Raw genomic sequence first — 428 nt, 5'->3', positions numbered from 1 at the left:
CCGCTGAACCAGTGCCCGTACTGCACCAGGAACGGCCGGTCCAGGCCCCATTGGGCCTCGACCCGGTGGATCGCCTCGGGCGTCGCGTCCTCGCCCAGCTGGATGCGGGCCGGGCTGAGCCCGCTCAGCGACCGCAGCGCGAACGTCACGAACGTCGCGACCAGGAAGACCGGTACGAAGATCGCGGCGGACCGGCCGACCGTGGCCAGCACCCGGACCAGCGCGTGGCGGGTCCTGGCCGCGGCCGCCGGGGCGGGGGCGGCTGGCGCCGCCGTGGTCGTTGTCGTCGTCATGGGGTGGCCCCCTCTCTGTGCGGGGTGGGCGTCAGTTGCCGATGGTCACGCCGGTCCAGTCGATGTGGCCGGGGTTCTCGGGCAGGTCGGAGATCGTCTTGCTCTTGGCGAAGAGGTTCGGCGCGGAGTAGGTGA

General features: G+C 72.4%; 1 pseudogene. It reads right to left on the bottom strand.

Annotation, left to right across the window (positions count from 1 at the left end):
* Window positions 1-293: pseudogene (locus AC5RWQ_RS30580) on the bottom strand (hypothetical protein); the annotation flags it as partial.
* Between the last annotated feature and the right edge of the window lie 135 nt (window positions 294-428).

It is taken from the genome of Micromonospora sp. BS32, from assembly GCF_059089345.1.
Note: the sequence above shows the minus strand (reverse complement) of the source record. Positions and strands in the feature narration are given on the sequence as shown.